This is a genomic window from Ramlibacter sp. (genome assembly GCF_035554825.1).
Lineage (GTDB): Bacteria > Pseudomonadota > Gammaproteobacteria > Burkholderiales > Burkholderiaceae_C > Ramlibacter.
Genome location: NZ_DATMHS010000152.1, coordinates 1 through 26864, shown reverse-complemented (window position 1 = coordinate 26864; position 26864 = coordinate 1). Strand labels below are relative to the sequence as shown.

The window sequence follows — 26864 nt, the reverse complement described above, 5'->3', positions numbered from 1 at the left end:
ATTGAAGCTGTTGGCATGACCGAAGAGAAACGAGCCGGGGCGCTGTCGCACCTGCGGGTGCTGGATTTGTCGCGGGTGCTGGCCGGCCCGTGGTGCACGCAGAACCTGGCCGACCTGGGCGCCGAAGTCATCAAGGTCGAACGCCCGGGCCACGGCGACGACACCCGCGGCTGGGGTCCGCCCTGGATGGCCGACTCGCAGGGCCGCCAGGACTCGACCTACTATGCCGCCGCCAACCGCGGCAAGAAGTCGGTGGCGATCGACATGGCGAAACCGGAAGGGCAGGCGCTGGTGCGCGACCTGGCGGGGCGCTGCGACGTCGTCATCGAAAACTACAAGATCGGCGACCTGAGGCGCTACGGCCTCGACTACGCCAGCCTCGGCGCCCTCCATCCGCGCCTGGTCTATTGTTCGATCACCGGCTACGGCCAGGACGGGCCGAGCGCGCACAAGCCGGGCTACGACTTCGTGTTCCAGGCGATCGGCGGGCTGATGAGCATCACCGGCGAGCGCGACGACCTGCCCGGCGGCGGGCCGCAGAAGGCCGGCATCGCCATCGCCGACGTGATCACCGGCATGTACGCCACGGTGGCCATCCTGGCGGCCCTGAGCCACCGGGAGCAGACCGGACGCGGCCAGTACATCGACATGGCGCTGCTCGACGCGATCGTGGCCCTGGGCGGCAACCAGGTCACCGGCTACTTCGCCACGGGCCGGCCGCCCGGCCGCTACGGCAACGCGCACGCGAGCCTGGTGCCCTACCAGGTGTTCGTGGCCGCCGACGGCGAGCTGGTGGTCGCGGTCGGCAACGACGTGCAGTGGCAGCGCTATTGCGCGGCGATCGAGCGGCCCGACCTGGCGGCCGACGAGCGCTGGCAGAAGGTCACGGGCCGCATCACCGGCCGCGGCCAGCTGATCCCCGAACTGGCGCGCACCATGCTGACGCGCCCGGTGGCCGAGTGGATCGAGCGGCTGGAAGCGCAAGGCGTGCCCTGCGGCCCGATCAACGATTACCAGCAGGTCTTCGAGGATCCGCAGGTGCAACACCGCGGCCTGCGCGTCGACATGCGCCAGGCCGACGGCAGCACCGTCTCGACCATCGCCAGTCCGCTGCGGCTGCAGTCGACGCCGGTGCGCTATGACCGGCCGCCGCCGCGGCTGGGCGACTCGACCGACGAGGTGCTGGGCGGCCTGCTCGGCTTGCCGGCCGGGAACATCGCCGCGCTGCGCGCCAGCGGCATCGTCGCCTGAGCCGGTGAACTCGGCGCGGCGGTCCGGCTCCAACACCCGTGTTGCGCAGAACCTCGTTCCGGATGATCGCCGGCCTGGCGCTGGCCGCAGGGGCCACGACCGCGGCCCGCGCGGGCGGGCCAGGCTATCGGATTTCGCTGGCCCAGCTGGAGGGCGCGCTGGCCGAGCGTTTCCCGCTGCGCTATCCCGTCAGCGGCCTCTTCGACCTGACCATCGACACGCCGCGCCTGCGGCTGCTGCCTGAGCTGAACCGGCTCGGCAGCGAACTGCTGCTGCAGGCGGCCGGCCCGGCGCTGCAGCGCAGCTACCGCGGCGACGTCGATCTGGATTTCGCCCTGCGCTACGAAGCCGCGGACCGCACCATCCGGGCGCAGCACCTGCGCGTGAACGCGGTGCACATGGACGGGCTCAATCGCGAAGGGCAGCTCCTGCTGCAGCGCGCCGCCGCCGACATGGCGCGGCAAAGCCTGGCCGAGGTCGTGCTGCACCGGTTGCGCCCGGGCGACCTGGCGCTGGCCGACGCCATGGGCCTGCAGCCGGGCGCGATCACCGTGACGCCGGCCGGCCTGGCCGTCGACTTCGTCAACAAGCCGGCATCCTGAGCGGCGCGGCGCGGCGCCGCGCTGGCGCAAGCCGGCAGCGTGCCGCGCGGTGCCGCGCCAGTGGCTGCGGAAGTGCCGCCGGCGCGCTACCCGTGCTGGCCCACCTGCAGCTCGCGGTGCTCGCCGACGTGCGCCTGCTGGTGGGTTGCGGCGGCCGTCGCCACCTTGAGCAACTGGCTGAGGCGGCTTTCCTTCGCGTTCCAGTACTCGGCGTGCCGGATGCGCACCTCCACCAATTCCAGGTTCCGGTCGTCCGCGCCATCCGGGAACCAGGCCTTGTCCAGCGCGTTGAACAGCTTCTTCTTGATCGCCGGGTCCTCGTTGACGGTCGCCTGCCCGGCGATGGACACATAGACGTCCTTGGCCGGGTCGACATAGGCGAGGTTGACGCTGCCGTCCGTGGCGAGGCGCCGGCCGACTTCGCTCGCCCGCCCGACGAAGAAGTAGAGCACCTCGTCGGTTTCGTCCAGCGACTTGTTCTGCATCGTCATCGGGTGGGCATGCAGCGTGCCGTCGGCGTGCCGGTGCGTCAGCATGGCGAAGCGGATGTCTTTGATCATGCGCCACAGCAGCTCGTGGTCGGTCCTGGGTTTCATCGGGTGCACCTCGGTGTGAACGGTTCGGCTTCGATGGTGGGCAGCGCACCGCCCGGCCGGCGTCGGCCGCCATCGCGCCTGCCTGTGCGGCCGCGCCGACAGGCAGGGCCCCGCTGGCGGCCGGCGCCAAGCCCCGGGCCGTCAGTAGTCGACCGTCGCGCCCAGGCCGAGCGTCGCCGCGGCGCGCACCGCCAGATCGGCCACCACCAGGTCCTGCAGCGCCACCCCCGTGCCGTCGAACAGGGTGATTTCGCCGTCCGCTTGCCGGCCGGCTGCCAGGCCCGCCGCGACCTCGCCGAGGGTGGCCCGGCAGCTGGCCGGCGTGACCAGGCCCGCCGCGAACGCATGCTGGCACTCGCCGATGCTCATGGCCTGGGCCGCTTCGTCCACGAACAGCACGGCCGCGGCCACCAGCCGGGGATCGAGCTCCTGCTTGCCGCGGGTGTCCGCGCCCATCGCGTTGATGTGGGTGCCGGGGCGCACCCACTCGGCAGCCACCAAGGGCTGCTGCGACGGCGTCACGGTCACCAGGACATCCGCGGCTTCGGCGACCGCGCGGCAGCTGCCGGCCGCGACGAACTCGAGCCCGAGCTCGCGCGCCGTGCGCGCCAGCAGCTCGAGGTTGGCGGGGGAGCGGTTCCACGCATGCACGCTGCGGATCGGCCGCACCGCCAGCGTCGCGCGCAGCTGGTAGTGCGCCTGCACGCCGGCGCCGATGATTCCCAGCACGCTGGCGTCGCGGCGCGCCAGGTGCCTGGTGGCGATCGCGCTGGCCGCGCCGGTGCGCACGCCGGTCAGGTAGTTGGCGCTCACGAGTGCGCTGGCGCGCCCGGTTTCCGGATCGAACAGCAGCATGGCCGATTGGTGGTTGCTGGCGCCGGCCCCGGCGTTGTGCGGCCAGTAGCCGCCCGCCTTCAGGCCCAGCAGCGGCAGCGCGCGGTCGCAGCCGGTTTTCACGCCGAAGACGGCGTCGCGGTAGCCGACGGGCTCGCGCACGACCGGATAGTTGCGCGCTTCCTGCCGCGACATCGCCACGAACGCGTGTTCGACCGCGTCGATCGCGTCCTCGATGCGAACGAGCTGGCGGGCCTGCGCTTCGGAAATGACGATCATGGCCTCACCATCCGCTGAACCGCGGCCAGCTGGCCAGCAGCGCGCCGTCCGGACCCAGCACCTGGTAGTGCCGGTAGGCGGCGGCGGTCGCGCAGGCGTGGTTGGGCAGGATGCGGACCTGGGTGCCCACCGGCAGGTGCGGCGCGTTGTCGGGCCGGCCCGAGCGGTGGCCGATGATGCCGTGCTCCTGGTTCGCGCCGACCAGGATCAGGTCTTCGATCGGCCGGCATTGCAGGTCGCAGACCACGCCGTAGCCCTGGTCCACCCGCTGGCCGGCCGTGCCGCGGTCGCGCGACATCGCCATCCAGCCGGCGTCCACCAGCGTCCAGCCTTTATCCGGCCGATGGCCGATCACGGTGGCCAGCACCGAGACCGCGATGTCGTCGACGCGGCACACGTCGATGCCGGCCATGAACAGGTCGAAGAAGACGAACACGCCGGCCCGCACCTCGGTCACGCCATCCAGGCGCTCGGCGAACAGCGCCGTCGGCGTCGAGCCGACGCTGACCACCGGACAGGCGCTGCCGGCCGCGCGCAGGCGCTGCGCGGCGAGCACCGTGGCGGCGCGCTCCTGCTCCGCCATCGCGCGGATGGCTTCGACCGTGGGACTGTCGTACGAACTGCCGGCATGCGTCATCACGCCCTTGACCGGGATGCCGGCGGCTTCCAGGAAGCGCGCGATCTCCAGCAGTTCGGGGCCGTCGGGCTTCACGCCCGAGCGGTGGCCGTCGGAATCGATCTCGATCAGCACCTCGAACGCGCGCCCGCTGCGCTGTCGTTCGTCGGCCAGCAGGCGCGCGGTTTCCACGCTGTCGAGGATCAGCGACAGCCGCACGCTGCGGTCCTGCAGCGCCGCCACGTGGGCGAGCTTGTTGGGCGCGATGCACACCGCGTACAGGATGTCGGTGAAGCCGTGGCCGGCGAAATAGTCCGCTTCGAGCAGCGTCGAGACGGTGATCGGACCGGTGCCGCCCGGCAGCAGGCGGCGGGTGACGTCGATCGACTTGTTGGTCTTCACGTGCGGGCGGAAGGCCACGCCCAGCGCCTGCAGGCGCGAGCGCATGCGCTCGATGTTGCGCTGCATGCGCGCCTCGTCCAGCAGCAGCGCCGGCGTTTCCAGCTGCGCCAGGGCGGTGCCGGCCTGGGGTGCGTCGTCGATCGGGAGGTTGTCGTGTGGCATCGGAAAAGAGGGCAAGGAAAGTTACAGCAAGGCGCCGCGCGCCGCGATCGGCCAGACCGCCTCCACGGTGTCGCCGCGAAAGCAGATCAGCTCGTCGTAGAGGTTGACCGTGGGATCGCAGTGCCCGGGCACCAGCAGCACGGCGTCGCCCAGGGCCAGGTCGGCCGCCGCCGCCGTCGCGATCACGCCATGCTCGTCGGCCGCCTTCAGGTAGCGCAGCTCCGGCCGCTGCCACACCGTGGGCATGCCGGAGTCGACGCTGGAGGCCTTCAGGCCGGCGTCGACGACGGCGCGTTCCGGCGTCGGCCGGCTCATCACGGTGGCCCGCAGGAACAGGGCATGTTCGAAGGCGATGTCGCCGGCGCCGAGCTGGTTGTCGCCGTAGTCGCGGTCCATGAACACGTACGAGCCGGCCTGCAGCTCGTCGAAGACGCCGCTGGCGAGTTCGTGCACGAAGCTGCCGGTGCCGGCGCCGGTCACCCGCTCCACCTTCAGCCCGCCGGCTTCGATCGCGCGCACGCTGTCACGCACCGCCGCGCAGGCGCCGGCAATCGCGTCGGCGCGCGCCTCGCGCGTGCGCAGGTGCTGCGCCGGGCCGTGGTAGCACTGCAGCCCGGCGAACCGCAGCGGCGGGTTGGCGGCGATCTGGCGCGCCAGCTGCGCCGCCGCTTCCCCCGGCGCGACGCCGCAGCGGTTGGCGCCGACGTTGACTTCCACATACACGTCCAGCCGCACCTGCTGCGCCTGGGCCGCTTCGGCCAGGGCCTGCACCTGCAACGGATGGTCCACCAGCACGCCGAGCCGGGCGCGCCGCGCCAGCTCCATCAGGTGCCGCACCTTGGCCGCGCCGACCACCTGGTTGGTGACCAGCACGTCCGCGATGCCGGCTTCGACGAACACCGCGGCCTCGCTCACCTTCTGGCAGCACACGCCGACGGCGCCGAGCGCCACCTGCCGGCGCGCGATCTCGGGGCATTTGTGGCTCTTGGCGTGCGGGCGCAGGCGGACGCCGCTGCCGGCGACGGCCGCGGCCATGCGCTGCAGGTTGCGTTCGAAGGCATCGAGGTCCAGCACCAGGGCTGGGGTGTCGACGCTGGCGAGGGGTGCGCCGGGAACGGCGGCTTTCCAGGGGCTCATGGATCGGTACTCGTGGCGCCCGGCCGGGCGGATGGCATGGCCCGCATGATGCCACCACCGCGCCGTCCCATCCCCGACAATGGCAGCCGCACCCCAGACCAGGAGCCATTCCGTGCCCAGCAACCAGCCCGTCACGCTTGCCGCCATCCGCGCCGCCGACGCCGAACTGCGCGCCTTCGCGTCCCTGATCGATGACGCCGCCCTGGCGCGCGCCGGCGGCAGCGGGCCGCTGGCGGGCCAGTGGGTCGCCGTCAAGGACATCTTCGACACCGCGGACCTGCCCACCGGCTACGGCTCGCCGATCTACGCCGGCCACCAGCCGGCCAGCGACGCCGCGATCGTCGGCATCATCCGCCGCGCCGGCGGGCTCGTGATCGGCAAGTCCGAGACCACCGAGTTCGCCTTCCTGCAGCCGGCGCCCACCCGCAACCCGGCCGCGCCCGGCTGCACGCCCGGCGGTTCATCGGCTGGCTCGGCCGCCGCCGTGGCCGCCGGCATGGTGCCGCTGGCCGTCGGCTCGCAGACCGGCGGCTCAACGATCCGCCCGGCCTCGTACTGCGGCATCGTCGGCTTCAAGCCGACCTTCGCCCTGCTGCCGACCGCCGGCATGAAGTGCTTCTCGTGGTCGCTGGACACCGTGGGCCTGTTCGCGCGGACGGTGGGCGAGGTCGCAGCCTTTGCGCGGGCCACCTCCGGCATGCGCATCGGCGACCTGCCGGCCCGCGCGCCCGGGCAATGGGTGGTCGGCGTCCCCGACTCGTACCCCTGGGGCGAGCTCACGCCCAGCGCCCGCCAGGCGATGGAGCGCGGCGCCGCCGCCTTGCGCGCCGCCGGCGCACGCGTCGTGTCCTGCGCGCTGCCGGCGTGGGCGGCGGACGCCTTCGCGATCCACGACACGATCCAGGGTTGGGAAGCCGTGCGCTCGCTCGGCCACGAAATGGCAACCGCCGGCGACCGGTTCTCCGCGCTGCTGCGCGACACGCTGGCCGGGTACCTGAAGATCACCGATGCCGAGTACGCGCTCGCGCAGGCCAAGGCCGCGCGCGCGCAGGCCGCGGCACGCCAATGGTTCGACGGCATCGACGTGCTGCTCACGCCCAGCGCGCCCGACGAGCCGCCGGAAGGCTACGCCAGCACCGGCGTGTCGACTTTCAACCGCGCCTGGACGCTGCTGGGCAACCCCTGCGTGGGGGTGCCGGGCGCGGCGGGCGTGAATGGGCGACCCATGGGACTGCAACTGGTCGCACCGTTCGGGCAGGACGCGCTGTGCCTCGCGGCGGGAGCGATGCTGGAGGAGGCGTTGCATGCCGGGTGAGGCGGCACCCTCACCCCCAACCCTCTCCCGCAGGCGGGAGAGGGAGCAAGATACGGCACGAGGCAGGGCGTCGGATGACTGGTTGAGTGCCGAGCCGATGGTGCTGCGGCAGGCGGTGCCCGGCGGGGCCGATTTCTGTGACGGCAGCAAGGCTCTTCAGGCTGCGGCAGCGGGCCGGGAAATTCATTTCACGGCCCGCCCCGTGAACTGACTCGCGGCGGTTGATTGAGCGGAGCGCCCTTCGGGGCGCGCAGCGAGTTCCGCCGCGGCCGCAGCCTGAAGAGACTTGCTGCGAAGTCGGCGCCTGCGCAGCACGCGCCGACCGTCACGGTATGAGGCCACGCCGGGCGCCGCCTGCCGCAGGCGAGGCGCGTTCGTGTCCCTCGCGCGGAACCGAAAGGGGGAGCAAGCCTCAGATGTGCACCGCGTGCCCCAGCGCCCGCAGCGCGGCTTCCTGCACGGCCTCGCCGAGCGTGGGATGCGCGTGGATGGTGCCGGCGATGTCTTCCAGCGTCGCGCCCAGCTCGATCGACTGCGAGAAACCGGAGCACAGTTCCGACACCGAGCGGCCGACCGCCTGCCAGCCCAGGATCAGGTGGTTGTCGCGGCGCGCGACCACGCGCACGAAGCCGTCGCTCGACTCCAGCGTCATGGCGCGGCCGTTGGCGGCGAACGGGAACGCGGACACGATGCATTCCTGGCCGGCCCGCTCGGCGGCGTCGGGCGACAGGCCCACGGTCACGACTTCGGGGTCGGTGAAGCAGATCGCGGGCATCGCCGCCGGCGCGAAGCGCCGCTTGTGGCCGGCGATCACCTCGGCCACCAGCTCGCCCTGCGCCATCGCGCGATGCGCCAGCATCGGCTCGCCGGTGACGTCGCCGATCGCCCACACGTTGCGCATCGAGGTGCGGCACTGGTCGTCGACGCGCACCGCGCGTCCCGCCATGTCCAGGCGCAGCGTCTCCAGGCCGAAGCCCTGGGTGCGCGGCACCCGGCCGACGGCGACCAGCACTTGGTCCGCCGGCAGCGCGAATTCGTCGGCGCTGGCCGTGCGCACGCGCACGGCGCCGCTGGGCGCGAGGCCTTCCACGGTGCAACCCAGGTGCAGCACCACGCCCAGGCGCTTGATCGCGGCGAGCACCGGCCGCGTCAGCTCCTCGTCGTAGGCCGGCAGCACGCGCGGCGTGGCCTCGACCACCGCCACTTCGGCGCCGAGCTTGCGGTAGGCGATGCCCAGCTCCAGCCCGATGTAGCCGGCCCCGACCACGACCAGCCGCTTGGGCAGGGCCCCGGGCGAGAGCGCCTCGGTGGACGAGATGACGGAGCCGCCGAAGGGCATGAACGGCAGCTCGGTCGGCAGCGAGCCGGTCGCCAGCAGCAGGTGCTCGCAGCGCCAGCGCTGCGAGTCGCCGGCGGCGGTCTGCACGGTGACGGTCTTGCCGTCCTCGATGCCGGCCCAGCCCTGGATCACCTGCACGCCCGCCTTCTTCAGCAGCGAACCGACGCCGCCGGTCAGGCGCGAGACGATGCCGTCCTTCCAGCGCACCGTCTGCGCCAGGTCGATCTGCGGCGGCGCGGCCTTGATGCCCAGGGGCGAGCCGTTGCCGAAATGCCGCGCCTGCTCGAATTCGCCGGCGGCGTGGATCAGCGCCTTGGACGGGATGCAGCCGATGTTCAGGCAGGTGCCGCCGAGGGCGGCGCCCTCGACCAGCACGGTGGGGATGCCGAGCTGGCCGGCGCGGATGGCGGCCACGTAGCCGCCGGGACCACCGCCGATCACCAGCAGGGTGGTGGACTGGGATTTCATCGAGGAGGGGGCTTCCGGTTGGTCACGGTTCCACGAACAGCATCGCGGGGGTTTCGAGCAGGGCACGGATCGCCTGCACGAACTGGGCGGCGTGCATGCCGTCGACCACGCGGTGGTCGAACGAACACGACAGGTTCATCATCTGCCGCGCCACCACCGCGCCGTCGCGGATCACCGGCCGCGGCACGATCCGGTTGATGCCGACGATCGCCACCTCGGGATGGTTGATCACCGGGGTGGTCACGATGCCGCCGAGCGGGCCGAGGCTGGTGATGGTGATGGTCGAGCCGGCCAGCTGCTCGCGCGAAGCCTTGCCGCTGCGGGCCGCATCGGCGACCCGGGTGAGCTCGGTCGCGCAGGACCACAGGTCGAGCGTCTCGGCGTGCTGCAGCACCGGCACCATCAGCCCCGGTTCGGTCTGGGTCGCGATGCCCAGGTGGACGGCGCCGAAGCGGGTCACCACCCCGGCCTCGTCGTCGTAGCGGGCGTTCATCTGCGGGAAGTCGCGCACCGCCAGCACCAGCGCGCGGGCGATGAACGGCAGCAGCGTCAGCTTGGGCCGCTGGCCGGCGTGCCGTTCGTTCAGCTTGGCGCGCAGCGTCTCGAGTTCGGTGACGTCGCATTCCTCGACGTACGTGAAGTGCGGGATGCGGCGCTTGGCCTCCTGCATCTTCTGCGCGATCTTGCGGCGCAGCCCGATCACCGGCACCGCTTCCTCCTCGTCGCGCTGCGCGTACGCGGTGCTGGCGCGCGTCGTCGCCGGCTGGCCGCGCGCGGCGAGATAGACGTCCAGGTCGTCCTGGCGAATGCGGCCGGCCGGTCCGCTGCCGTGCACGTACTGCAGCTCGATCCCCAGCTCCCAGGCCCGGCGGCGCACGGCCGGGGATGCGATCGGCTTGTCGCCCGGGGCGCGGGTCGCTTCCGGCGGCAGGCGGCGCTCGCGCTGCGGCGCCGCCACGGGCGCCGGCTCGCGTTCGATCGACGGCTGCGTTTCGCGCGCCGGCTGGCTCACGGACGGGCGCGCCGGCGCCGCGGCGGGCGCGGCAGCCGTGGTCGGCGGCGCGGCCGGCCGCGCCGCGGGTGCATCGCGCTGGACGTTGCCGGCGCCCTCGACCTCCAGCCGGATCAGCTCCGAGCCGACCGGCATCTGCTGCCCGACCTCGCCGCCCAGCGACGTGACGGTGCCGGCCACCGGCGACGGAATCTCCACCGTCGCCTTGTCGGTCATGACGTCCGCCAGCACCTGGTCCTCGGTCACCGTGTCGCCCGGCTGCACATGCCACGCGACCAGCTCCACCTGGGCAATGCCTTCGCCGATGTCCGGCATCTTGATGACGTAGTTCGACATCTTCAGCCCTCCATCGTGCGCTTGAGGGCCGCGCCGACGCGGGCCGGCCCCGGGAAGTAGGCCCATTCCTGCGCGTGCGGATAGGGCGTGTCCCAACCGGCGACCCGTTCCACCGGCGCTTCCAGGTGATAGAAGCAGTGCTCCTGCACCAGCGACACCAGTTCCGCGCCGAAGCCGCTGGTGCGCGTGGCTTCGTGGACGACGACGCAGCGGCCGGTCTTCCTGACCGAGTCGACGATGGTCTGCAGGTCCAGCGGCCAGATCGAGCGCAGGTCGATGATCTCGGCGTCGATGCCGGTCTCGCGCGCCGCGCATTCCGACACCCACACCATGGTGCCGTAAGTGAGCACCGTGAGGTCCTTGCCGGGCCGGAACACCGAAGCCGATTCCAGCGGCACCGTGTAGTAGCCGTCCGGCACGTTGCCCAGCGCGTGCTGCGACCACGGCACGACCGGCCGGTCGTGGTGCCCGTCGAAAGGCCCGTTGTACAGGCGCTTGGGCTCCAGGAAGATCACCGGATCGTCGTTTTCGATCGAAGCGATCAGCAGGCCCTTGGCATCGTAGGGATTGCTCGGCATCACGGTGCGCAGGCCGCACACGTGCGTGAACAGCGCCTCGGGGCTCTGGCTGTGCGTCTGGCCGCCGTAGATGCCGCCGCCGCAAGGCATGCGGATGGTGATCGGCGCCGTGAAATCGCCGGCCGAGCGGTAGCGCAGCCGCGCGGCTTCAGAGACGATCTGGTCGGACGCGGGGTAGAAGTAGTCGGCGAACTGGATCTCGACGACCGGCCGCAGGCCGTAGGCGCCCATGCCCACGGCGGTGCCGACGATGCCGCCTTCGGAGATCGGCGCGTCGAAGCAGCGCGAGCTGCCGTACTTGGCCTGCAGGCCTTCGGTGACCCGGAACACGCCGCCGAAGTAGCCGACGTCCTGGCCGTACACGACGACGTTCGGGTCGCGCTCCATCATCACGTCCATCGCCGAGCGCAGCGCCTGGATCATCGTCATCGACGTGGTCGTGGCCGGCGCCTCGGCCACCGCCAGGTCCGCGTTCTTGGTTTGCGTGAGCATCTCAGACTCCCAGTTGCTGGCGTTGGACCCGCAGGTGTTCGGGCATGTCGCGGTAGACGTCGTCGAACATCGCGGCCGCGCTCGGAATGTGGCCGTCCAGCAGCGTGCCGTGGCTTTCCGCCTCCTTCTGCGCCGCCAACACTTCGGCTTCGAGTTCGGCCTGCGCCTGGTCGTGCTGCGCGTCCGACCATTCGCCCAGGCCGATCAGGTGCTGCTTGAGCCGGGCGATCGGGTCGCCGAGCGGGAAGCGCTTCCAGTCGTCGGCGGGGCGGTACTTGGACGGGTCGTCCGAGGTCGAGTGCGGACCGCCGCGATACGTCACCCACTCGATCAGCGTCGGGCCGAAGTTGCCGCGGGCCCGCTCGGCGGCCCACTGCGATGCCGCGTACACCGCCAGGAAGTCGTTGCCGTCGACGCGCAGCGAGGCGATGCCGCAGCCGACGCCGCGCGCCGCGAACGTCGTCGACTCGCCGCCGGCGATTGCCTGGAAGCTGGAGATCGCCCACTGGTTGTTGACGACGTTGAGGATCACCGGCGCACGGTAGACGTGCGCGAAGGTGAGCGCGGTGTGGAAGTCGGCTTCGGCCGTGGCGCCGTCGCCGATCCAGCCCGACGCGATCTTGGTGTCGCCCTTGATCGCCGAGGCCATCGCCCAGCCCACGGCCTGCGGGAACTGCGTCGCCAGGTTGCCGGAAATCGAGAAGAAGCCGGCCCGTTTGTACGAGTACATCACCGGCAGCTGGCGGCCCTTGAGCGGATCGCGTTCGTTGCTCATGAGCTGGCAGATCATCTCGACCATCGGGATGTCGTCGCGCGACAGCAGCAGGCTTTGCTGGCGGTAGGTCGGGAAGCACATGTCGCCCGGCTGCAGCGCGAACGAATGCGCCGTGCCGATCGCCTCCTCGCCCAGGCTCTGCATGTAGAACGAGAGCTTCTTCTGGCGCTGGGCGATCAGCATGCGGGCGTCGAAGATGCGCGTCTTCATCATCGCGCGCAGGCCCTTGCGCAAGCGCGCCGGCTCGATCGCGGGGACCCACGGGCCCACGGCCCTGCCGTCCTCGTCGAGCACCCGCACCAGGCTGTAGGCGAGGTCGTTGGTGTCGAAATGGGACGTGTCGATCGGCGGCTTGCGGACGGCGCCGGCCGGCGAGACGTGGAGATAGGAGAAGTCCGTGGTGCAACCGGGCCGCCCAGAGGGCTCCGGCACGTGCAGACGCAGTGCTTGCTGGCTCATCGATCCGCTCCGCGCCAATTGTGTCGGCGCCTGTTGTAGAAGGTGGGCCGCGGCGGCGGGTAGCCGCGGTGGCCCGAGCGCATCGAGTGTAGGTGAAATGCCCGCGTTAGTGCTCGCTCAGCCGCAGGCCGCGCGTGCCCTCTGCACGCGGCTGCCGGCGCGGGCAGGGCGGCGCGCGCCGGCCTCAGTCGCCGCGCCAGCCATCGGTCAGCGTCCGCAGAAAAGCGATGACGTCGTCGATTTCCGCGTCGCTCAGCGCGGGGGCGTCGCCCGGGCGGCGATCGTACGGCGCTTCGGCCGTGTTGACATTGCCGTGCCATGGAGCCGGCAGGTCGTCGAACTTCATGACCGTGCCGTCGCCGGCGCGCGGATACCACTTCTCGGGGTGGGTGTCGCGCTGCACGTAGAACGTCAGCGCGTCCTTCAGCGTCTTGAAGCGGCCGTTGTGGAAATAGGACTGGCGCAGCGCGACGTTGCGCAGCGACGGCACCTTGAAGGCGCCGCACAGGTCGGTGCGATCCGCCAGGTCCGCCCGGCCGCACAGTCCGAGGTCGAAGTACGACGGGTCGGCGTTGGCGCGCAGCTCGCCGTTGCGCGGCACGCCGAGGTTGTCGTAGGTGAAGTCGGTGAAGAGCGGGTGGCTGCCGTCGGCTGCCTTGTCCGACGGATGGCAGCCGGCGCAGTTGCCCTTGTCCGGGTCGTTGAACAGCGCCAGGCCGCGCGCCTCCTGCTGCGTCAGCACGGCCCGGCGCTCGAGGACGGCGTCGTACTTGCTCGAGTAGGCATGGAAGGCGGCGTCCTCCAGCTGGAACTGCTGCAGCGACTGCGTCAGCTTGTCGAACGCAAGGTCCACCTGGTCCAGGATGTCCTGGCCGTACACCGCCTTGAACTCGCCGGCCCACGCGGCGCGCGTCATGCTGGCCACGACGGCTGCCTTGTCGGCGTTGGCCATCTCCAGCGGATTGAGCAGCGGGGCGCCGGCCTGCTCGGCCAGCGACGCAGCCCGCCCGTCCCAGAAGAAGCCGCCGGTGGGCGTGTCGTCCGCATCAAAGTGGAAGCTGCCGTTGCCCGCCAGATAGCGCAGCGATGGCGAGGACCGCAGGCCTTCCCGGTCCATGGCGGCGCCGCCCGGCTGCACCGCGCGGGCGTTCGGCGCCGCGTGGCCGGCCTCGGGCGCGTGGCAGCTGGCGCAGGACACCTGGCCGGATGCCGAAAGAGTGGGGTCGTGGAAGGCCTTCTTGCCGAGCGCGGCCACCGGGCTGAGCGGGGGTTCGCCCTGGCCGCTGCCGCCGCAGCCGGCAAGAACCAGACCGGCGGAGGCCGCGAGCAGCAGGAGCCGCGAGATGTGGAAGGCGAACCGCGTACGCATGGGGTTTTCTTGTGAAATGCTGAGATGGTCAGCTTATTCTAAATGCGAATCGTTCGCAACAAAAAGCGCACGCGCAGCCGGGCTCCGGCAAGAAAAAGGGCGCAGGACCTGCCCGGTCCTGCGCCCTGTTGCCTGGCCGCGCCGCGCGCGGCGCGCCATCCGTCAGACGTTGTTGATCGACACCGCGCGGGTGTTGAGATACGCCTCCAGCGCCTCGGGGCCGCCTTCCGAGCCGTAGCCCGAATCCTTGACGCCGCCGAACGGCATCTCGGGCCAGGGCGCCGCCGGCTGGTTGATCCACAGCATCCCGACTTCGAGCTTCTGGGTCAGCGCGTGCGCATGCTTGAGCGAGCGGGTGTACGCGTAGCCCGCCAGGCCGTACGGCAGGCGGTTGGCTTCGGCGATCGCTTCGTCGATGGTCTTGAAGCTGCGGATCGCCGCCACCGGGCCGAACGGCTCGTCATTGAAGATCCTCGCTTCCAGCGGCACGTCCAGCAGCACCGTGGGCGACCAGAAGTTGCCGGTCTCGCCGATGCGCTCGCCGCCGGCGGCGACCGTCGCGCCTTTCTCCATCGCGTCCTTGGTGAACTCGGCCATGGCGGTGAGGCGGCGCGGGTTGGCCAGCGGCCCCATCTGCGTGCCTTCGCTCATGCCGTCGCCGACCTTCAGGGCCTTGGCATGCTTGACCAGCGCGGCGGCGAAATCGTCGCGGATGCTCTCGTGCACCAGGAAGCGGGTCGGCGAGATGCAGACCTGGCCGGCGTTGCGGAATTTCGCGCCGCCGGCGGTCTTCACCGCCAGCTCGATGTCCGCGTCCTCGGCCACGATCACCGGGGCGTGGCCGCCCAGTTCCATGGTCACCCGCTTCATGTGCTGGCCTGCCAACGCGGCCAGCTGCTTGCCCACCGGCGTGGAGCCCGTGAAGGTCATCTTGCGGATGACCGGGTGCGGGATCAGGTAGTTGGAGATCTCGGCCGGGGTGCCGTACACCAGGCCGATCACGCCGGCCGGCACGCCGGCGTCGGCAAAGGCGCGCACCAAGGCGGCCGCGGCGGCCGGCGTTTCCTCCGGCGCCTTGACGATGATCGAACAGCCGGTGGCCAGCGCCGCCGAGATCTTGCGCACGGCCTGGTTGATCGGGAAGTTCCAGGGCGTGAAGGCGGCGACCGGGCCGACCGGATCCTTCACCACGAGCTGACGCACGCTCAGGCTGCGCGACGGGACGATGCGGCCATAGACGCGAAAGCCCTCTTCCGCGAACCATTCGATGATGTCGCCGGAGGCCAGCGCCTCCAGCTTGGCTTCCACCAGCGGCTTGCCCTGTTCCTGGGTCAGCACGCCGGCGATGTCGGCGGCGCGCTCGCGCATCAGGCCGGCGGCCTTGCGCATGATCTTGCTGCGCTCGAACGCGGGCGTGTTGCGCCAGGTCTCGAAGCCCTTCTGTGCCGCGGCCAGCGCGCGGTCGAGGTCGGGGATGCCGGCGTGCGCGCAGCGGCCGATTTCCTTGCCGGTGGCCGGATTGAACACGCCCAGCGTGCGGCCGTTGGCCGCATCCTGCCATTGGCCGTCGATGAACAGTTGGGTATTGGGGTAGGTCATGCGCGTTGTCCTCGCGAGTTGGTCGGGGCGAACCCGCTATTCTGGGCCATCGGCTGCGGCGGCCCGCACGCAGGGTTAAGTCCGCGCCCGCGCCGGGCGGGGGCGGCCCGCCGTCCGAGCCCGCCACCGTCCGCCGCCGGCGCCCGCCGGGCGGCTGGTTTTCACCAAGCAGCTGCTTGCTGAAAATAAGCGGCGCTGGTATGGTGGCCGGCCATGGACGCGTCATCCGCCGTCGCCGCCCCGGCCAAACGGCCGCGCGGGCGGCCGCGCAAGACGCTTGCCGAACGCGACGACGGCAATCGCCGCTCCGAGCTGCTGCGCTCGGCGGCGCGTCTGTTCCGGCGCAAGGGCTTCGATGCCACCAGCACGCGCGACATCGCCGCCGCCGTCGGCATGCGCAGCGGCTCGCCGTTCTACCACTTCAAGACCAAGGGCGCGCTGCTGTACGCGGTGATGCAGGAGGGCATGCGCTCGGCCATCGGGCGGCAGCGGCAGGCGCTCGAAGCCGCCGCCCCCGTGGCCGATCCGGTGGAGCGCCTGCGCGCGCTGGTTCGCAGCCACTTCCAGATCCTCCTCGGGCCCGGCAGCGACTTCGTGCCGGTCATGCTGTACGAGTGGCGCTCGGTCTCGGCGCGCCAGCGCATGGCGCTGGCCGAGCTGCAAGGCGAGTACGAAGCGCCGTGGCTGCCCGTGCTGCAGGCCCTGGCGCGCGCCGGGCTGCTGCGCGGCGACCTCAAGCTGGCCCGGCTCCTGATCTTCGGTGCGCTCAACTGGTCGGTGCAATGGTTCGACCGGCGCCAGGCGGCCCACCTCGACGACCTGACCGAAGCCGCGGTCGCGCTGTTCATCGCCGTGCCGCCCGCGACGCGAAACGGCGCGCCGTGACGGCGCCGGTGGTCCAGGGCGCGGCCGGGGCGGGCGCGGTGCCGGGCTACCAGTCGCGCTGGAACGCCCAAGGCGAGGTGGCGCGGCAGCGGGCCGGCGCGATGCTCGATCGCATCGGGCAACTGCGCGGCCTGGAGCAGCGGGCCGCGGCCGCGTCGGCCAGATCGAGCGCCGTCTTCGCCAGGCGCGGGCAACTGCTGCCCAGGGAACGGGTGGCCCTGCTGCTCGATGCCGGCCGGCCATGGCTGCCGCTGTGTTCGCTGGCCGGGTACCTGCGCGACACGCCCGACGCGGCGGCGTCGGTCCCGGGCGGCGGCATGATCGCCGGCATCGGCTTCGTGAGCGGGGTGCGCTGCATGGTGGTGGCGAGCGACTCGGGCATCGACGCCGGGGCGATCCAGCCCATGGGCCTGGACAAGATCCTGCGGGCGCAGGAGCTGGCCCTGGAAAACAGGCTGCCCTACATCCATCTGGTGGAGAGCGCCGGCGCCAACCTCATGCGCTACCAGGTCGACGGCTTCGTGCGCGGCGGCGCGCTGTTCCGCAACCTGGCGCGCCTGTCGGCCGCCGGGATCCCGGTGGTCACGGTGCAGCATGGCTCGGGCACGGCCGGCGGCGCCTACATGCCGGGCCTGAGCGACATCGTGATCATGGTGCGGGGCCGCTCGCGCGCGTTCCTGGCCGGGCCGCCGCTGCTGCGGGCGGCCACCGGCGAAGTCGCGACCGAGGAGGAACTGGGCGGCGCGGAAATGCACACGTCGATTTCGGGACTGGGTGAGTACCTGGCCGAGGACGACCGGCACGCGCTCGGCCTGGCGCGGCAGGTGATCGCGACGCTGTCGTCCGGGGCCCGGGGGGCCGACCCCGACCGCCGTCCCGCGGCGACCGACGCCGCCGCGGCGCCGGCCTTCGACGCGCAGGAGCTCCTCGGGCTCATGCCGGCCAATTTGCGCGAGCCGGTGGACATGCGCGAGATCGTCGCGCGGCTGGTGGACGGCGGGGCGCTGCTGGAGTTCAAGCCGGCCTACGGCGCGGCGACGGTGTGCGCGCAGGGCGTGATCGAGGGCCACGCGGTCGGGTTCATCAGCAACAACGGTCCGATCGACGTGGCGGGCGCCAACAAGGCCACGCACTTCATCCAGTGGCTGTGCCAGCTGGGGCAGCCGATCGTCTACCTGCAGAACACCACCGGCTACATGGTGGGGCGCGACAGCGAGCAGGCCGGCATGATCAAGCACGGCAGCAAGATGATCCAGGCGGTGACCAATGCGTCGGTGCCGCAGATCACGATCCAGTGCGGCGCGTCGTTCGGCGCCGGCAACTACGGCATGTGCGGCCGGGCGTACGCGCCGCGCTTCCTGTTCAGCTGGCCGAGCGCGAAAACCGCGGTGATGGGCGGCGAGCAGGCGGCGCGGACGATGCAGATCGTGGCCGAGGCCGGCCTGGCGCGCAAGGGCATCGCGCCGGACGCGGCCCGGCTGCAGGCGCAGTACGACCAGATCGTGGCGATGTTCGAGGCGCACCGGATGCGTTCCATACCTCCGGCCTGCTGCTCGACGACGGCGTGATCGACCCCCGCGACACCCGCGCCGTGCTGGCGTTCTGCCTGGACACCATCGCCGAGGCAGCCGCGCGCGCCCCGCGCCCGATGCAGTTCGGGGTGGCGCGGATGTGAACCGAACGGAGCACGGACAGGCGGATGTCCGCAGCGATCTCTTTCCGGCGGCCAGGAGACAGGACATGCAATTCACCCACGAGCACCTCGAAGTCCAGCGGACCCTCAAGCGCTTCATCGACGAGGAGATCAATCCCCATGTCGACGAATGGGAGGCCGCGGAGATGTTCCCGGCGCACCAGGTGTTCAAGCGGCTCGGTGCGCTGGGGCTGCTGGGGCTGACCAAGCCCGAGGCCTACGGCGGCGCCGGGCTGGACTACTCGTACGCGCTGGCCATGGCCGAGACGCTGGGGCATGTCGAATGCGGCGGCGTCCCGATGGCGATCGGCGTGCAGACCGACATGGCCACCCCGGCACTGGCGCGCTTCGGCAGCGACGAGTTGCGCCGCCAGTTCCTGGCGCCCGCGATCGCCGGCGACATGGTCGCCTGCATCGGCGTGAGCGAGCCGGGCGCGGGCAGCGACGTGGCCGGCATCCGGTCGAAGGCGGTCAAGGACGGCGACGACTACCTGATCACCGGCCAGAAGATGTGGATCACCAACAGCCTGCAGGCCGACTGGATGTGCATGCTGGTCAACACCGGTGACGGGGCGGGCGGCGCGGGCGGCAACCCGCACAAGAACAAGTCGCTCGTCATCGTGCCGATGCGCGAGGGACCGAACGGCAAGCTCACCAGGGGCATCGAGGTCGCCGGCAAGATCCGCAAGATCGGCATGAACTCATCGGACACCGGCCTGATCCACTTCGACCGGGTCCGGGTGCCGCAGCGCTACCGCATCGGGGCCGAGGGTGCCGGTTTCATCTACCAGATGCAGCAGTTCCAGGAGGAGCGCCTGTGGGCGGCCGCCAGCTGCGTGCAGGGCCTCACCAACTGCATCCAGTGGACCATCGAATGGGCGCAGCAACGCAGGCTGTTCGGCGCGGCGCTCGCCGACCAGCAGTGGGTGCAGTTCAAGCTGGCCGAACTCAAGACCGAAGTCGAGAGCCTGCGGGCGCTCACCTACCGCGCCTGCGAGCAGTACGTGCAGGGCCAGGACGTGCTGGAACTCGCCTCGATGGCCAAGCTCAAGGCAGGGCGGCTCAACCGCCTCGTGCCCGATGCCTGCCTGCAGTTCTGGGGCGGCATGGGCTACACCTGGGAGAACAAGGTCTCGCGCCTGTACCGCGACGGCCGGCTGGCCTCGATCGGCGGCGGCGCCGACGAGGTGATGCTGGGCATCCTGGCCAGGATCATGGGCGTCGCCAAGCGGCCGGCTGCGGCTGCGGCGCCCATGCGGCCGGGGCCGGGGTGAGGGCGACGTGGGCGCCATGCAGCGGCTCCTGGTCGCCAATCGCGGCGAGATCGCCGTTCGGATCATGCGCACCGCGCGCCGCCTGGGCCTGCAAACCGTCGCCGTGTACGCCGACCCCGACCGCGACGCGCCGCACGTGCGCGAAGCCGACCAGGCGATCGGCCTGGGCGGGGCGGCGGCTGCCGGCTCGTATCTGTGCATCGAGCGGATCGTCGGCGCCGCCCGGTCGAGCGGCGCCGACGCGGTTCATCCCGGCTATGGCTTCCTCAGCGAGGACGAGCGGTTCGCCCAGGCGGTGGTCGACGCCGGGCTGCGATGGGTCGGGCCGCCGCCCGCGGCGATTCGCCTGCTTGGCAACAAGCGCTCGGCGCGGCGGCTGGCGCAGTCGCTCGGGGTGCCGACGCTGCCTGGGTACGAAGGGCAGGAGCAGTCGGACGAGCGCTTCGCCGCCGAGGCCGAGCGCATCGGGTATCCGCTGATGGTGAAAGCGGCCGCCGGCGGCGGCGGCCGCGGCATGCGCCTCGTGCGCGGTCCCGGCGAACTGCGGGCCGCCGTCGTCGGCGCCCGCTCCGAAGCACAGGCGGCCTTCGGCTCGGGCGAGCTGCTGCTCGAACGCGCGCTGCCGGCGCCGCGGCATGTCGAAGTGCAGGTCTTCGCCGACGCGCACGGTCATTGCATCCACCTCGGCGAGCGCGATTGCTCGGTGCAGCGGCGCCACCAGAAGCTGCTCGAGGAGGCGCCGAGTCCGGCATTGACCGCCGCCCTGCGTGAGCGCATGGGACGCTGCGCGGTCGAACTGGCGCGGGCGGCGGGCTACGTCGGGGCCGGGACGGTGGAGTTCCTGCTGGCCGAAGGCGAGCCCGCCGGGCTGCGCCCGGCTGACGCAGGCGGGCCGGCCGCGAACGAGGCGGCGTTCTTCCTCATGGAGGTGAACACCCGGCTGCAGGTCGAGCATCCGGTCACCGAGGCGATCACGGGGCTGGACCTGGTGGCCTGGCAGTTGCGCGTGGCGCAGGGGGAGCCCCTGCCGCTGACGCAGGACCAGGTGCGGCTGCAAGGGCACGCCATCGAGGCGCGGCTGTGTGCGGAAGACGAGCGCTTCGTGCCGCAGACCGGCGTGGTGCGCCAGTTCAGCGCCCCCGAGGGCGTGCGTTTCGACCACGCGCTGGCGGTCGGCCAGCGGGTGTCGGAACACTACGACTCCCTGCTCGGCAAGCTGGTGGTCCACGCCGCCACGCGCGACGCGGCGATCGAGGCCCTGGCCGCGGCGCTGGATCGGATGCAGCTGCTCGGGCTGCCGACGAACCGCCGCCTGCTCGCGGCCTGCCTGCGCCACCCTCGGTTCCGGGCCGGTGCGGCGCTGGTGCCCTTCCTCGAGCAGCATGGCGAGGCGCTGCGGTCGCAACTGCTGCAGGAGGAGCGCGCGCTGATCGCCGATGCGACGCTCGCGGCCCTGTACGGGCCGACCGCGAGCGGCCTGCCGTGCCCGTTCCCGCGGCCGCTGCGGGTGCTGCATCGCGGCGAACGGCTGGAGCTGCGGGTGCGCGAGCTGGCCGGCGGCCAGCTCGAAGTGCAGGGCGACGGCGAGCGCCGGACGGCGCCGCCACCGCGCGCGGCCCGCGTCTTGCTCGCGGCTGGTCGCTGGCACGTCCAGCTCGGCGCCGTCGACCTGCTGCTGCAGGACGCCTCCTTCGAGCCGCCGGCCGCGGCCGGGGACGCCGCCGGCCACGAGCTGCGGGCGCCGTTCAACGGCAGGGTGATCGCGGTGCCGGCGCTGCCCGGCGCGAGGGTCAGGCGCGGCGAGACCTTGCTGGTGCTCGAATCGATGAAACTGGAGCACGCGCTGGCGGCGCCGCGGGACGGCATCGTCGGCGCGGTGCACGTTGGCGCGGGGCAGCAGGCCGGCACCGGCCAGTTGCTGGTCTCGCTGGCGGCGCACGGCGGCGCCGAGGCCATGAAGGACCGGGCTGCGCGACAATCGGGACCATGACCAGGACCCGGACGGCCGGCCCCGAAGCCATCGAATTCGAGCCCGAATTCGTCGCCGGGCTGAAAGACATCTTCGAAGAGCGCATCGTCTTCAATCGCGTGTTGGGGCTCAAGATCACCCGCCTGCAGCCGGACGGCGTGGCGGGGCGGATCGAGATGAAGCACGACCTGATCGGCCATTTCGCCTACCAGCGCCTGCACGGCGGCGTGATCAGCGCCAGCCTCGACGCGCTGGCGGGCCTGGCCGTGATGGCGGCGATCGGCGCCCGCCACCTGGACGAGACGCCGCAGCAGCGCCTGCAGCGCTTCGGCCGGCTCGGCACCATCGACCTGCGCATCGACTACCTGCGCCAGGCGATCAGCAGCCACTTCGACCTCACGGCGCAGGTGCTGCGCCTGGGCTCGCGCGTCGCGTCGGTGCGCATGGAATTCCGCGACGCCGAAGGTTCGCTGGTGTCGACCGGCGCGGCCGCCTACATCGTTTCCTGAGGGCCGCTACGGCGTCGGCAGCTGCGTCACGTACACGGTGCCGGTGAAGCTGGAGACCGGCGAGCCGTCCGGCTTGGTGACGTCCACGCGGTAGACCGCGAGCTTCTTCGAGCGCGACACCTCGCTGGCGCGGGCCACCAGCGTTTCTCCCGCGACGGCGGCCAGCTGGTACGTGATGTGCGCGTCGATGCCCGCCGCCACCCGGCCGTGCGAGTTGGACGCGAGGCCGAAGGCCGTGTCGGCCAGCGCGAACGTCACGCCGCCATGGCAGGTGCCGTTGAAGTTCAGGTGCGCCGGACCGAGCGTCAGTTCCACGGTCGCGGTGCCGGCCCCGGCCTCGATGCAGCGGATGCCGAGCCACTGGGCGAGCGGATCGATTGCTGCCAGCCGCCGCACCCGGTCCGCCGGCGCCTCGTGCCGCGGACGGGCCGCGCCCTCCTGCTGGCCCTGCAGTCGCCGGCCCCGGCCCGCCGCCGCGGCGTGCGCCCGCACGCAGTCGACCAGTTCCGCGATGCCGGCGCCCGAGGTCGCGCTCGCCTTGACGACCGGCACCCGCCAGCCGCCCGCCGGCCCGGCGGCCCGCAGGTGCAGCATGTCCTTCAGGTCGCGCGCCGCCGGCTCGCTGCCCGGCAGGTCGGCCTTGGTCACCACCAGCACGTCGGCGATCTCCAGGATGCCGGCCTTGAGCGCCTGCACGTTGTCGCCCAGGCCCGGCGGGCAGGCGACGATCCGGGTGTCGGCCACCCGCATGATCTCGACCTCCGACTGGCCGGCGCCGACGGTTTCCACGATCACCGAGTCGAAGCCGGCCGCGTCCAGCACGTCGATCATGGCGGCCGTCGTGTCGGCCAGGCCGCCGAGATGGCCGCGCGAGGCGACCGAGCGGATGAACACGTCCGGGTGCGCGCCGTGCTCGCCCATGCGCACGCGGTCGCCCAGCACGGCGCCGCCGGTGATCGGGCTGGAGGGGTCGACGGCGACGACCGCGATGCGCTGGCCGCGCGCCAGCAGTTCGCCCAGCAGCGCGTGCACCAGGGTCGACTTGCCGGCCCCCGGCGCGCCGGTGATGCCCAGCACGTGGGCGCGCCCGAGGTGGGGCGCGAGTTCGGCCGAGAGCGTTCGCGGCGCGCGCTCGCCGCGTTCGAGCTGGCTCAGCAGCCGCGCGATGGCGGCGCGCTGGCCCGCCAGGACCGCCTGCAGCCAGGCGGGGGTGGCGCTGTCGGCGACGTCGCGCTTCACACGATCGCCTGCACGTGGCCGAAGCCCAGTTCGCGCCGCAAGGTGCCGCAGATCTCGCCGTGCGTGCAGCCCGCCTCCGCCGCCTCGACCACCCGGGCGAACACGTTGTCGGCCGGGTCGGCCGCGGCCCGGGCCAGCGCGTCGAGGGCACGCCGCACGGCGTCCTGCGAGCGCTGCGCCTTGTACGCCTGGAACGACGCGACGAAGGCCTGCATCGCCGCGCGGTCCGGGCGGGGGTTGATCGGGCGGGCGTCGCTGTCCTCGTCGACCTGGTAGGCGTTGACGCCGACCACCGTCTGCCGGCCATCGTCGATGCGCTGCTGGAACTTGCGGGCCGACTCGCCGATCATGCGCTGCACCAGTCCGGCCTCGACCGCCCGGTACATGCCGCCGGCGTCGTCGACGATCTTCATGACGCGCAGGATTTCGGCTTCCATGTCGTCGGTGAGCTTCTCGACGTAGAAGCTGCCGCCCAGCGGATCGATCACGTCGGTGAGGTGGGCTTCCTCGCGCAGGATGTTCTGGGTGGCGACGGCGATGCGGGCGCCCTCGGCGCTCGGCACCGACAGGGCCTCGTCCCAGGCGTCGGTGTGCAGCGACTGCAGGCCGCCCAGGATGCCGGCCATGGCCTGCACCGTCACGCGGGCGATGTTGTTCAGCGGCTGCTGGCGGGTGAGGTCGACGCCGGAGGTCTGGCCATGGAACTTGAAGCGCCACGAGCGGGGGTCCTTGGCGCCCAGCCGCTCCCGGGGGAGGCGGGACCAGATGCGGCGCGCGGCTCGGAACTTCGCGACCTCCTCGAACAGGCTGATCGAGATGTCGAAGAAGAAGGTGAAGCGCGGCAGGAAATCGTCGGGGTCCATCCCGCGGGCGATGCAGTCCTGCGCGTTCTGCAGCGCGGTGGCCAGGGTGAAGGCGACGGCCTCGGCCGGATTGGCGCCGGCCTGCTGCATGTGCTGGCCCACCACCGACATCGGATTCCAGCGCGGCACGTGCTCGGTGCAAAAGGCGATGTGGTCGCCCAGGATGCGCCGCGCGCCGGGCAGCGCGATGCGGAAGAACATGTGGTTGGCGACGTAGTGGCTCAGGTAGTCGCTCTGGTTCGACGTGCCGCTGATCTGGCGCCAGTCGGTGCCCCGGCGCCTGGCCGCGGCGAGCATGAACGCGAGCAGGGTGAAGGGCGAGGGATCGTTCTGCGCGCAGGAGGTGCGGGCCAGGTCCACGCCGGCCAGCGCCTCGTCCATGTGCTGCCAGGTGTTGATCACCGTGCCGCAGGTGCCGAGCAGCTCGATGTGCGACTCGTCCATGTCGTAACCGCGGAACACCGAGTTGCAGGGGATGGGCGAGATCGCCGTCGCGCCCTGGGCCAGGATTTCGCGCAGCCGCTGGTTGTATTCGGCCGGCGTGCCGTGGCCGATCAGCTGGCGCTGGGTCCAGGTGCGGCCGCGGTGCATGGTGGGATAGATGCCGCGCGTGTAGGGCGGCTGTCCGGGCAGCCCGAGCTGCGCGGCGCGCGCGCCCGCATCCCAGTCGCGCTCGGTGTAGAGCGGCTTGATGGCGATGCCGGACCGGTTCACGACCTCCTGGTCCTGGCCGATGGCCGCCGCATAGTCGCGTTGCCAGTCGGCATGGACGTCGGCGGAAGCCAGCAGCTGGCCGCGAATCGGCTTGGTCATCGTTGTCTCCTCGAACGGGGTGTCAGGCGGCGACGCGCCGGGCGCGCACCTGCGCGGCCAGCTCGCGCACGAAAGCGGCGATCTCGGCCATCGCGCTGCCCGGATGGAAGACGCGCGCCACGCCGGCTTCGAGCAGCGCCTGCTCCTCGCCGTCGGGCACGATGCCGCCGACGACGACGCCCACGTCGCCGAGCCCGGCCGCGCGCAGCGCCGCCATCAGCTTGGGCACGATCAGGTGGTCGGTCGCCAGCGACGAGATGCCGATGACGTCAACGTCTTCCTCCAGGGCCAGCTTCACCACCGCGGCGATCTCCTGCCACGGCGGCGTGTAGATCACCTCCATGCCGGCGTCGCGCAGGCCGGCGGCCACCACGCGGCTGCCGCGGTCGTGCCCGTCGAAGCCGATCTTGGTGACCAGCACCTTCGGAATCATGGACTCGTTCATGCCGGAACCTCCTGGCCCTGGCGCAGCAGGGCGATGAACTTGCGCGCGATGGCACGCGGGTTGAAGCGGCCGCCGGGGCGGTACCAGGTCTGCGCCGAATTCATGGCGCCGATGAGCATCAGGCGCAAGATGCGGCGGTCGGCGCCCCGGCCCAGCGGCAGCTCGGCGACCAGCGCCGTGAACAGCGCCTCGTACCGGTTGCGCAGCTCGATCAGGCTCTGGTGCGCCACCGGCACGTCGGCCGGCCGCACCCGCACCACCACCTGCGCGTAGTCGTCGTCGCGCAGGATCGCTTCGAGGTGCGCCACGCAGGCAGCTTCCAGCCGGTCCCAGGGATCGGTCACGCCGTCGACTGCCGCCCGCACGGCTTCGGTGATCTGCTGCACCCCCTTCACGTACACGGCGACCAGCAGCGCTTCCTTGGTGTCGAAGTGGCAGTACAGGGAGCCGGGCAGCATGCCCACGGCCTTCGCGATCTCGCGCACCGAGGTGCCCTCGAAGCCGCGGCTGCGGAACAGCCGGGCCGCCTCGTCCAGCACCTTGGGCAGGCGGCTGTCGGCGTGGGGCGTGCGGATGGTGGCCATGGAACCTTGTCGTTCCGGCCACTATAGCAAACAGTTGTTTGCTTGTCTCGGGGGCGGCCCGTCAGCGCGCCGAGCCTTCGCCCGACGCCGTCACCGAACCTTGTTCCTCGCGGGCCTGCGAAAAGATGTCCCAGGTGACCAGGAACATCGCCGCGATCACGGGGCCGATGACGAAGCCGTTGAGGCCGAAGACGGTGAGGCCGCCCAGGGTCGCGATCAGCACGAGGTAGTCGGGCATGCGGGTGTCGCGGCCGACCAGGATCGGGCGCAGCACGTTGTCGACCAGCCCGATCACCAGCACGCCCCACAGGGTCAGGCCGATCCCCGACCAGATCGAGCCTGTGGACAGCAGGTAGATCGCGACCGGCCCCCACACCATCGCGGCGCCGACCGCCGGCAGCAGCGACAGCAGCGCCATCAGCGCGCCCCACAGCAGCGGGCCGCTGATGCCCAGCACCCAGAAGGCGAGGCCGCCGAGCGTGCCCTGGACCAGCGCCACCACGACGTTGCCCTTGACGGTGGCCCGCACGACGGTGGCCAGCTGCTTGAGCAGCCGTCTGGTGTGCTCCTGCTCGAGCGGCAGCGCGCGGGCCGCCTCGCGCGACAGCTGCCGGCCGTCGCGCAGCAGGAAGAACAGCAGGTACAGCATCACGAAGAAACTGAGCACGAAGTCCAGGGTGTTCTGGCCGATGCTGAACGCCCGGGAGGTGATGGTGTGGCCGCTGCGCCCCAGCAGCTCGACGAGCTTGCCCTGCACCAGCCCCAGGTCGGCGAAGCCGAAGCGGTCCATCACGCTGCGCGCCCAGGCCGGCAGCGCGTCGACGATGCGCTGGAAGTACTGGCTGAAATGCATCTCGCCGGAGCGGATGCGCTCGAAGAACGCCGACGCCTCCTGGGTGACGGCCGCCGCCAGCAGCCCCGCCGGCAGCAGCACGCTGACCACGATGACCACCAGCGTGCCGAACGCCG

The 26864-nt window shown here is 71.7% G+C and carries 22 protein-coding genes and 1 pseudogene; 8 read left to right on the top strand and 15 right to left on the bottom strand.

What is annotated here, in order from left to right; genetic code table 11:
- Window positions 1–15 precede the first annotated feature (15 nt).
- Window positions 16–1251, top strand: a complete 1236-nt coding sequence (locus tag VNT59_RS19160; RefSeq protein WP_325501086.1) for a CaiB/BaiF CoA-transferase family protein — start codon at window positions 16–18, stop codon at window positions 1249–1251.
- 38 nt (window positions 1252–1289) lie between these two features.
- The gene (locus tag VNT59_RS19155; RefSeq protein WP_325501084.1) at window positions 1290–1853 is read left to right on the top strand and encodes a DUF1439 domain-containing protein; all 564 of its coding nucleotides are present in this window, start codon (window positions 1290–1292) and stop codon (window positions 1851–1853) included.
- Window positions 1854–1939: 86 nt separating this feature from the next.
- On the opposite strand, the gene VNT59_RS19150 is transcribed toward VNT59_RS19155, so the two are convergent.
- The 4 genes from VNT59_RS19150 to VNT59_RS19135 form a co-directional block, all read right to left on the bottom strand.
- Entirely contained in the window at window positions 1940–2449 is a 510-nt protein-coding gene (locus VNT59_RS19150; RefSeq protein WP_325501082.1) for a pyridoxamine 5'-phosphate oxidase family protein, read from the bottom strand.
- 141 nt (window positions 2450–2590) lie between these two features.
- On the bottom strand, window positions 2591–3562 hold the full coding sequence (locus VNT59_RS19145) for an ornithine cyclodeaminase family protein (RefSeq protein ID WP_325501080.1): 972 nt from the start codon (window positions 3560–3562) through the stop codon (window positions 2591–2593).
- Between the two features lie 4 nt (window positions 3563–3566).
- A complete protein-coding gene (locus VNT59_RS19140) occupies window positions 3567–4742 on the bottom strand; it encodes a DSD1 family PLP-dependent enzyme (RefSeq protein ID WP_325501078.1) in 1176 nt (391 codons plus the stop codon).
- Window positions 4743–4763: 21 nt separating this feature from the next.
- A complete protein-coding gene (locus VNT59_RS19135) occupies window positions 4764–5879 on the bottom strand; it encodes a DSD1 family PLP-dependent enzyme (RefSeq protein ID WP_325501076.1) in 1116 nt (371 codons plus the stop codon).
- 112 nt (window positions 5880–5991) lie between these two features.
- Between VNT59_RS19135 and VNT59_RS19130 the strand changes: the two genes are divergently transcribed.
- Window positions 5992–7194: an amidase gene (locus VNT59_RS19130; RefSeq protein ID WP_325501074.1), complete on the top strand. Its 1203-nt coding sequence runs from the start codon at window positions 5992–5994 to the stop codon at window positions 7192–7194.
- Window positions 7195–7606: 412 nt separating this feature from the next.
- On the opposite strand, the gene lpdA is transcribed toward VNT59_RS19130, so the two are convergent.
- The 6 genes from lpdA to VNT59_RS19100 all read right to left on the bottom strand — a co-directional run bounded on the left by lpdA (window position 7607) and on the right by VNT59_RS19100 (window position 15621).
- Entirely contained in the window at window positions 7607–9001 is a 1395-nt protein-coding gene (lpdA, locus tag VNT59_RS19125; protein WP_325501072.1) for a dihydrolipoyl dehydrogenase, read from the bottom strand.
- 22 nt (window positions 9002–9023) lie between these two features.
- A complete protein-coding gene (locus VNT59_RS19120) occupies window positions 9024–10349 on the bottom strand; it encodes a dihydrolipoamide acetyltransferase family protein (RefSeq protein WP_325501070.1) in 1326 nt (441 codons plus the stop codon).
- Between the two features lie 2 nt (window positions 10350–10351).
- Entirely contained in the window at window positions 10352–11419 is a 1068-nt protein-coding gene (locus VNT59_RS19115) for an alpha-ketoacid dehydrogenase subunit beta (protein WP_349255942.1), read from the bottom strand.
- A gap of 1 nt (window position 11420) precedes the next feature.
- Window positions 11421–12653 carry a 3-methyl-2-oxobutanoate dehydrogenase (2-methylpropanoyl-transferring) subunit alpha gene (locus VNT59_RS19110; protein ID WP_325501068.1) on the bottom strand — a complete coding sequence of 411 codons (1233 nt, stop codon included), beginning with the start codon at window positions 12651–12653 and terminating at the stop codon, window positions 11421–11423.
- Window positions 12654–12837: 184 nt separating this feature from the next.
- The gene (locus VNT59_RS19105) at window positions 12838–14022 is read right to left on the bottom strand and encodes a cytochrome-c peroxidase (RefSeq protein ID WP_325501066.1); all 1185 of its coding nucleotides are present in this window, start codon (window positions 14020–14022) and stop codon (window positions 12838–12840) included.
- Window positions 14023–14184: 162 nt separating this feature from the next.
- Window positions 14185–15621 (bottom strand): NAD-dependent succinate-semialdehyde dehydrogenase, encoded by a 1437-nt coding sequence (locus VNT59_RS19100; RefSeq protein ID WP_325501065.1) that lies wholly within the window; start codon window positions 15619–15621, stop codon window positions 14185–14187.
- Between the two features lie 213 nt (window positions 15622–15834).
- Between VNT59_RS19100 and VNT59_RS19095 the strand changes: the two genes are divergently transcribed.
- The 5 genes and pseudogenes from VNT59_RS19095 to VNT59_RS19075 all read left to right on the top strand — a co-directional run bounded on the left by VNT59_RS19095 (window position 15835) and on the right by VNT59_RS19075 (window position 21951).
- The gene (locus VNT59_RS19095) at window positions 15835–16506 is read left to right on the top strand and encodes a TetR/AcrR family transcriptional regulator (protein ID WP_325501063.1); all 672 of its coding nucleotides are present in this window, start codon (window positions 15835–15837) and stop codon (window positions 16504–16506) included.
- A 101-nt stretch (window positions 16507–16607) separates the two neighbouring features.
- Window positions 16608–18181 (top strand): annotated as a pseudogene (locus tag VNT59_RS19090) (acyl-CoA carboxylase subunit beta).
- A gap of 65 nt (window positions 18182–18246) precedes the next feature.
- Window positions 18247–19473, top strand: a complete 1227-nt coding sequence (locus VNT59_RS19085; RefSeq protein ID WP_325501061.1) for an acyl-CoA dehydrogenase family protein — start codon at window positions 18247–18249, stop codon at window positions 19471–19473.
- A gap of 16 nt (window positions 19474–19489) precedes the next feature.
- A complete protein-coding gene (locus VNT59_RS19080) occupies window positions 19490–21463 on the top strand; it encodes an acetyl/propionyl/methylcrotonyl-CoA carboxylase subunit alpha (RefSeq protein WP_325501059.1) in 1974 nt (657 codons plus the stop codon).
- Entirely contained in the window at window positions 21460–21951 is a 492-nt protein-coding gene (locus tag VNT59_RS19075) for a thioesterase family protein (RefSeq protein ID WP_325501057.1), read from the top strand. Before VNT59_RS19080 ends, VNT59_RS19075 begins: the two co-directional genes overlap by 4 nt.
- Before the next feature lie 6 nt (window positions 21952–21957).
- Here the strand turns inward: VNT59_RS19075 and meaB are convergent, their stop codons facing one another.
- The 5 genes from meaB to VNT59_RS19050 all read right to left on the bottom strand — a co-directional run.
- The gene (gene meaB / locus VNT59_RS19070; protein ID WP_325501055.1) at window positions 21958–23190 is read right to left on the bottom strand and encodes a methylmalonyl Co-A mutase-associated GTPase MeaB; all 1233 of its coding nucleotides are present in this window, start codon (window positions 23188–23190) and stop codon (window positions 21958–21960) included.
- The gene (locus VNT59_RS19065; protein WP_325501053.1) at window positions 23187–24866 is read right to left on the bottom strand and encodes an acyl-CoA mutase large subunit family protein; all 1680 of its coding nucleotides are present in this window, start codon (window positions 24864–24866) and stop codon (window positions 23187–23189) included. The genes meaB and VNT59_RS19065 overlap by 4 nt, the downstream gene beginning before the upstream one ends.
- Window positions 24867–24888: 22 nt before the next feature.
- Window positions 24889–25311: a cobalamin B12-binding domain-containing protein gene (locus tag VNT59_RS19060; protein WP_325501051.1), complete on the bottom strand. Its 423-nt coding sequence runs from the start codon at window positions 25309–25311 to the stop codon at window positions 24889–24891.
- Complete coding sequence (locus VNT59_RS19055; RefSeq protein ID WP_325501049.1) at window positions 25308–25895, bottom strand: TetR/AcrR family transcriptional regulator; 588 nt, start codon at window positions 25893–25895, stop codon at window positions 25308–25310. Before VNT59_RS19055 ends, VNT59_RS19060 begins: the two co-directional genes overlap by 4 nt.
- 61 nt (window positions 25896–25956) lie before the next feature.
- A partial coding sequence (locus VNT59_RS19050; protein ID WP_325501047.1) for an AI-2E family transporter occupies window positions 25957–26864 on the bottom strand: 908 nt, incomplete at its 5' end.